Origin of the sequence: Microcystis sp. M53602_WE12 (genome assembly GCF_030065455.1) — a bacterium.
Lineage (GTDB): Bacteria > Cyanobacteriota > Cyanobacteriia > Cyanobacteriales > Microcystaceae > Microcystis > Microcystis aeruginosa.
The window spans coordinates 1-5899 of record NZ_JASJFB010000867.1 but is presented as its reverse complement, the minus strand read 5'-3'; the positions used below and the strand labels follow the sequence as shown (position 1 = coordinate 5899).

At 41.8% G+C, this 5899-nt stretch carries 7 protein-coding genes and 1 pseudogene; 6 read left to right on the top strand and 2 right to left on the bottom strand.

Annotated elements, in window-relative coordinates:
- Positions 1 to 97: 97 nt before the first annotated feature.
- Positions 98 to 214: pseudogene (locus PX482_RS26470) on the top strand (transposase); the annotation flags it as partial.
- Between the two features lie 68 nt (positions 215 to 282).
- A complete protein-coding gene (locus PX482_RS26465) occupies positions 283 to 816 on the top strand; it encodes a MogA/MoaB family molybdenum cofactor biosynthesis protein (protein ID WP_004159364.1) in 534 nt (177 codons plus the stop codon).
- A 1-nt stretch (position 817) separates the two neighbouring features.
- Here the strand turns inward: PX482_RS26465 and PX482_RS26460 are convergent, their stop codons facing one another.
- Both PX482_RS26460 and PX482_RS26455 read right to left on the bottom strand, forming a co-directional pair.
- A complete protein-coding gene (locus tag PX482_RS26460) occupies positions 818 to 1429 on the bottom strand; it encodes a DUF8692 domain-containing protein (RefSeq protein ID WP_004159365.1) in 612 nt (203 codons plus the stop codon).
- 63 nt (positions 1430 to 1492) lie between these two features.
- On the bottom strand, positions 1493 to 1759 hold the full coding sequence (locus PX482_RS26455) for a hypothetical protein (RefSeq protein ID WP_288123224.1): 267 nt from the start codon (positions 1757 to 1759) through the stop codon (positions 1493 to 1495).
- Between the two features lie 15 nt (positions 1760 to 1774).
- On the opposite strand from PX482_RS26455, the gene PX482_RS26450 reads away from it, so the two are divergent.
- From PX482_RS26450 to PX482_RS26435, 4 genes are all read left to right on the top strand, one after another.
- Positions 1775 to 2440, top strand: coding sequence for an urease accessory protein UreF (locus tag PX482_RS26450; RefSeq protein ID WP_288027670.1), 666 nt, complete (start codon positions 1775 to 1777; stop codon positions 2438 to 2440).
- 208 nt (positions 2441 to 2648) lie between these two features.
- On the top strand, positions 2649 to 3599 hold the full coding sequence (locus tag PX482_RS26445) for a glycosyltransferase family 2 protein (protein WP_288123223.1): 951 nt from the start codon (positions 2649 to 2651) through the stop codon (positions 3597 to 3599).
- Between the two features lie 5 nt (positions 3600 to 3604).
- Positions 3605 to 4195, top strand: coding sequence for a hormogonium polysaccharide biosynthesis acetyltransferase HpsU (hpsU, locus tag PX482_RS26440; RefSeq protein WP_004159371.1), 591 nt, complete (start codon positions 3605 to 3607; stop codon positions 4193 to 4195).
- Positions 4196 to 4782: 587 nt separating this feature from the next.
- Positions 4783 to 5799 carry a vWA domain-containing protein gene (locus PX482_RS26435; RefSeq protein ID WP_288027671.1) on the top strand — a complete coding sequence of 339 codons (1017 nt, stop codon included), beginning with the start codon at positions 4783 to 4785 and terminating at the stop codon, positions 5797 to 5799.
- Positions 5800 to 5899: the final 100 nt, after the last annotated feature.

The following is a 5899-nucleotide window of genomic DNA, read 5'->3' as shown; positions in this document are numbered from 1 at the left end:
CTAGATCGCAAACAATTGACAAAAATCGCGGTAATGTCTTTCTCTATAAGGGTTTCATTCCTTATAACCCCCATCCATTGCATAACACAAACCGAAGAGCCAAAGATGTGTAGGATTGGATGTAGGCTTAAAAGTTTTCTACGCTAATAGTTATGGGGAAACGGTAGAAATACCGCAATACTATCGCCAGGCAGAAAAAAGATTAAATCGTCTGACCCCCCCTTGCCCCAAGGGGGCGCTCTGGCGAATGTTGGATACGTCCTGTCAGATTAAGGAAACTCGATGAACCAAGAATCCCTCGCTTTTAGTGACGGGAGTGTCAATCCCCATCCCGACACCGCCCCCCTTAACCTTACCTGTGCCGTAGTCACGGTGAGCGATACTCGTACCCCAGAGACGGATAGGAGTGGCCAAATAATTCAAGAGTTACTAACTCGATCGGGTCATGATATCGGCCTATACTTAATTATCCCCGATCAACCCTTACAAATTCAAGCAATCTTACCAGAGATTAGCAATCAAAATCAGATAAAAGTCTTAATTCTCAATGGGGGTACGGGTATTGCTCCCAGAGACAATACCTATGATGCTTTAGTACCTTTATTAAGGATTACTTTGCCCGGTTTTGGCGAATTATTTCGTTATCTCAGCTATCAGGAAATTGGCTCCCGTGCCATGGCATCAAGGGCAATAGCTGGGGTTTATCAAAACTTATTAGTCTTTTCTCTCCCTGGTTCCACTAATGCCGTTAAATTAGCCCTAGAAAAACTGATTCTTCCCGAAATTTTACATCTGGTTAAACAGATGAATGGATAATTTATTGGGATTTGATCTGGGCTGAAATTTCTTGAAAACATACATCCCAAAAATAGCCAGCTAGATTCACAGCACTTAACAGTTTAGGAATTCCTTCACTTAGACTAGCAAAACCTTGATTTTTAAGCTGGAGAAAATCGATAGCAATTGCAAAAGTTAAAAGTGCTAAAGCAATGATTAAAATTTGGTAATAAGTTTGTCTTATTCGCCGCCAAAATGCTAAACCATAAATCAGAATTGCGAGGGCATAAACAGAGATAGTCAAAAATTTGGAAATATTAAAATAGAGGAGAATGATATGAATTCTGAAGATTTCATTGATGGCAAAAAGTCCCGTTATTATGCCAGAAACAAGTAAAAAATGGCGAGAATTATTGAAACTTGCCTTGCGGGACAATAAAGCATAACTAAAAAGGCAAACAATCGGAGGGAAACAACAAAGCAATTGAAAAGAATGGGTTAATAAACCAGCGATCGGAGTTGGGGGAGTAGCGGGAGGATAAAACAAAAGACTAGAGTTTAATTCTGCCCGATCAACCCAAGCAGTCAAAGCTAAAATCAAGAGGAGAACGACAAGATTTATTTTCAGAAAATGCTGTTCTCGTGAGGACATAAGTAGAGTTGGTTGAATAAATCTAAAAACCTTGTTGGATAATATCTTTAGGCTTTTTTGAAATCAAAAAGTGCCAGCCGAGAGTGATTGGGGGGAAAATCCCTGGACTTTTTCCCTGAAAATTAGGTAATTGACTCCCTGAAAATGGGGAAAACCCCACACCCCACACCCCACACCCTGCCACCAAGAAAAACTTTTTGCCGCAAACCCTAAGTATAGTAGTTGATAATTGTGGCTATTAATCACGGTATAATTCACAAAGTGCCGCTTTCTATCCGCTCGATCTAAATAACGAAGTGCCAAGCATTTCCCTGATTGTGTTAAGGACAATTTTCTCGGTTTTCTATGCTCAATCAAAAAGAACTTTTGTGTTTATTACAATTGGCTAGTCCCATTTTACCCGTGGGGGGCTATAGTTATTCCGAAGGGCTAGAAACCCTCGTCGAAAAGGGGATTATCTCCAATAGTGCCAGCTTAAATGATTGGTTAGAGCGATCGCTTTGTCAAGGCTCGATTCGCTTAGAAACGGCTGTTTTGCTAAGGGTATATCGTTGTTTTTGTCAAGAGGATTTTACAAAACTTAATTATTGGGATAATTGGTTATCGGCAACGCGGGAAACGGCCGAATTAAGACAACAAAGCTGGCAAATGGGGCGATCGCTGTTAAACTTATTGCGGGAGTTAGCACCGGCCAGAGATAATCTACCAGAACAGGCTAATTATGCCACCGCTTTTGCGATCGGGGCAAGTCATTGGCAAATTGGCGAAGAATTAGCGGTTTTAGGCTATTTACACAGTTGGGCAAGTAATTTAATCAATGCAGGATTGCGTTTAATTCCCCTTGGACAAACCCTAGGACAATCGCTTCTGATCGGTTTACAGCCCAGTTTATTAACAGCAACAGCAGATATTATCAGTTTAGCCGATGAAAACCTGAGCAGTTGGAGTTGGGGGCTAAGTTTTGCCAGTATGAACCACGAAACCCAGTATAGTCGTCTATTTCGCAGTTAGAAATTAGCGATCAAATTTTTCGCTATTTTCTGGGAGAATATGCAAGTCTCTAGGAGTCTCTCTCTTGGGTTCAAGCCGACATTTTTAGGTAAAAAACCAAATAAGGTATAGTAAGATCAAGAAAAATCTTAGGTCCTAGTTCTCGCTTTCTGAGTGACTAAGGGTTTTAAGGAAAGATGCGAACACTCTACCTAGCCACAGTGTACCAATGTTTAGTCAATCAGAAAAAATTCCCGTTTCGGTGTTAATTCCCGCCAAAAACGAGGAATCTAACCTTCCCGCCTGTTTAGAGAGTGTTGCTAGGGCTGATGAAGTGTTTGTCGTCGATTCCCAAAGTAGCGATCGCTCGATCAAAATATCTACCAACTATGGGGCTAATGTAGTCCAATTTTATTTTAATGGTCGTTGGCCGAAAAAGAAAAACTGGTCCCTCGATAATCTGCCTTTTCGCAATGAATGGGTATTAATCGTCGATTGTGATGAGAGAATCACCCCCGAACTATGGGACGAAATCGCCACCGTGATCCAAGATCCCGACTATAACGGTTATTATCTCAATCGTCGCGTCTTCTTCCTCGGACAGTGGATCCGTTATGGTGGCAAGTATCCCGACTGGAATCTGCGTTTATTTAAACATAAGTCGGGCAGATACGAGAATTTAAACACGGAAGATATCCCCAACACGGGAGATAACGAAGTTCATGAACACGTTATCCTTGATGGCAAGGTGGGATATCTGAAAAATGATATGCTGCACATCGATTTCCGCGATATCTATCATTGGTTAGAAAGACATAATCGTTATTCCAACTGGGAAGCGCGGGTTTATTACAATATTCTCACGGGTAATGACGAAAGCGGCACGATCGGAGCGAACCTGTTCGGTGATGCGGTGCAGAGAAAACGCTTTTTAAAGAAAATTTGGGTAAAACTGCCCTTTAAACCGCTGCTGCGCTTTATTCTCTTTTATTTTATCCGTCTCGGTTTCTTGGATGGCAAAGCTGGTTATATCTACGGTCGTCTTTTGAGTCAGTACGAATACCAAATAGGGGTTAAATTGTACGAATTACGGCAATTTGGCGGTAAATTAAACGTTAATGCCCAGGCTAATCCCCCGGTTAAACCCTCGGAACCTCAACCCGCAGAAATGATTAAATAAGTCCTATGTCCCCAGAAATCCGCACCGATGAGGAAGCGTGGCTAGATCTGCGTACCTACGATCAATCTTGGTTTGATCGCGGTCGTTCTAATCCAATTATCCTACTTTGGTGGTTAGTACAGGGGATTCTTTTCCCCCTTAGTTTGCACCAGATGGATAGCTTTCGCTGCGCTGTTTTGCGTCTATTCGGGGCTAAAATCGGCCTTGGGGTGAAAATTCGCCCGACGGCAAGGGTTTCTTATCCTTGGAAAGTTGCGATCGGCGATTATACTTGGATTGGCGATGATGTGGTGATTTATAGTTTAGATAACGTTACCATCGGCAGTCATTGTGTGATTTCTCAAAAATGCTATCTTTGCACTGGCAGTCACGATCCCAGCGATCGCTCTTTCAGCTTAAAAACCACTCCCATCCTCATTGGTAATGGTACTTGGATCGCAGCCGATTGTTTCCTGGCTCCGGGGGTAAAAATTGGCTCTAATGTTGTTATTGGGGCAAGAAGTAGCGTATTTGCCGATATTCCCGCTCAAAAGGTCGCTTGGGGCAGTCCCTGTCGTCCTCAATACGATAGAAAGATGAATTCTTATAGCAGTTAGGGCTGACTCAATAAATCTAAAAACCTTGTTGGGTAAGACTTTTAGACTTTTTGGAAACCAAAAAGTACCAGATCCCGGAGTGATCGGGTGGAAAATTCCGGGACTTTTTCCCTGAAAATTAGGTAATTGACCCCCTCAAAATCGCTAAAACCCTACACCCTACACCCCACAACCGTTCGGACCTCGGCGTGAGCTTTTGTCAAACGCTGAGCTCACGGCCGAAGCCTGCCCCCAGGAAAAACTTTTTGCCGCAAACCCTATTTATTGTAGGGGCGTAAGGCTTGCGCTCAGACTAAATCTGGTTTTATTGGCTACTCCTGATCTATTCGTCTTGAGCTAAAGCGATTATGCCATCTGATTTGTAAATTTTTGTGAAGATTTATGGTTTATCTTGAATAACTGAGGAAACTAGCTCAAATAACTGGTAAAACCAAAAATAACCCTTTTTTGAGCTATTTATCATCAATTAATCTTAAATTAAGTCTAAAAAGACTATTTTTGGCAATTAAAGCCTAAGCTTGTTGATCTTCTGCATAACTTCTCCTCTAAGTCACGATATAGAGAAGTAGGGTGATCAAAAACAGCCTATGACTAGCTTAAGACAGAAGCGAACGAGAAAAATCAGTAAACCCCTGCTCTTTGGGTTATGGGGTGCGGGAGGGTGCTTAATTGCTTCTCTTTTTGGTGAAATTTTCCTTCATTTTGCCTTACCCCCTGCTATTACCCCTGTCACTCCCTCTATTCCTAAAGTAGATATACTCTTTGTTTTAGATGTCACTGCAAGTATGAATGAGGAGATAAATGGCGTAAAAGAAGGAATTCAGCAGTTTTCCCAAGAATTAAGCAGCCAAAAGCTAGATGCAAAAATCGGATTAATTGCCTTTGGCGATCGCTTATATGGGGAAGAAAGCCAGATTTTAAGCTTTCCCGACGGAGTTTTTACCGCAGATCCGACTTTATTTAGGCAAAAAGTGGCGGAAATTCAACAAGTTAATGGCGGAGATGCTCCAGAAAGCAGTTTAGATGCTTTAGATTTAGCAGCAAATCAGCCTTTTCGCTCAGATTCGACTAAAGTTATCCTTCTGATCACGGATGCTCCTCCTCAAGTTCCTGATTTAACGATGAAATCTTTAGATGGGGTTAAGAGAAGTTTACAGATTCACCAGATTAACCAACTTCACTTAGTTATACAGTTTACGGATCAATTCACCTATCGTCAATTACAGGCAAATAACCCTGGAGAAGTCTTTTTGTTGGGTGAAACCGCATCGGGAAGACAAGGATTTGCCAAAATCTTACCCTTACTGGGTGAAACTATTGCTCAAACCACTTTACAAAGTTTACAAAGTAATCAAAATTATGCCACAGAAGATCGAGAGCGATTATTGATGGTGACATCGGTTTGGACGGGAATTTTAGCCATTGGTATTGCTTTAGCCTTAATAATGGGGCAAAATGCCTATTTGCGTCGTCGTCTTTTAGGGATATCCGAAGGTTTTCAAGGCACATTTGGCAGTGTCATCGCTGGAATTATTGCCGGAGCAGTCGGACAGTTAATTTTTACGGCTCTTCGGTTTGTGTTATGCAATGGATGGGGGTTATAAGGAATGAAACCCTTATAGAGACAGACATTACCGCGATTTTTGTCAATTGTTTGCGATCTAGAGCGAACTAATCAATTAAATCTCTTGCCAGATAAGGATT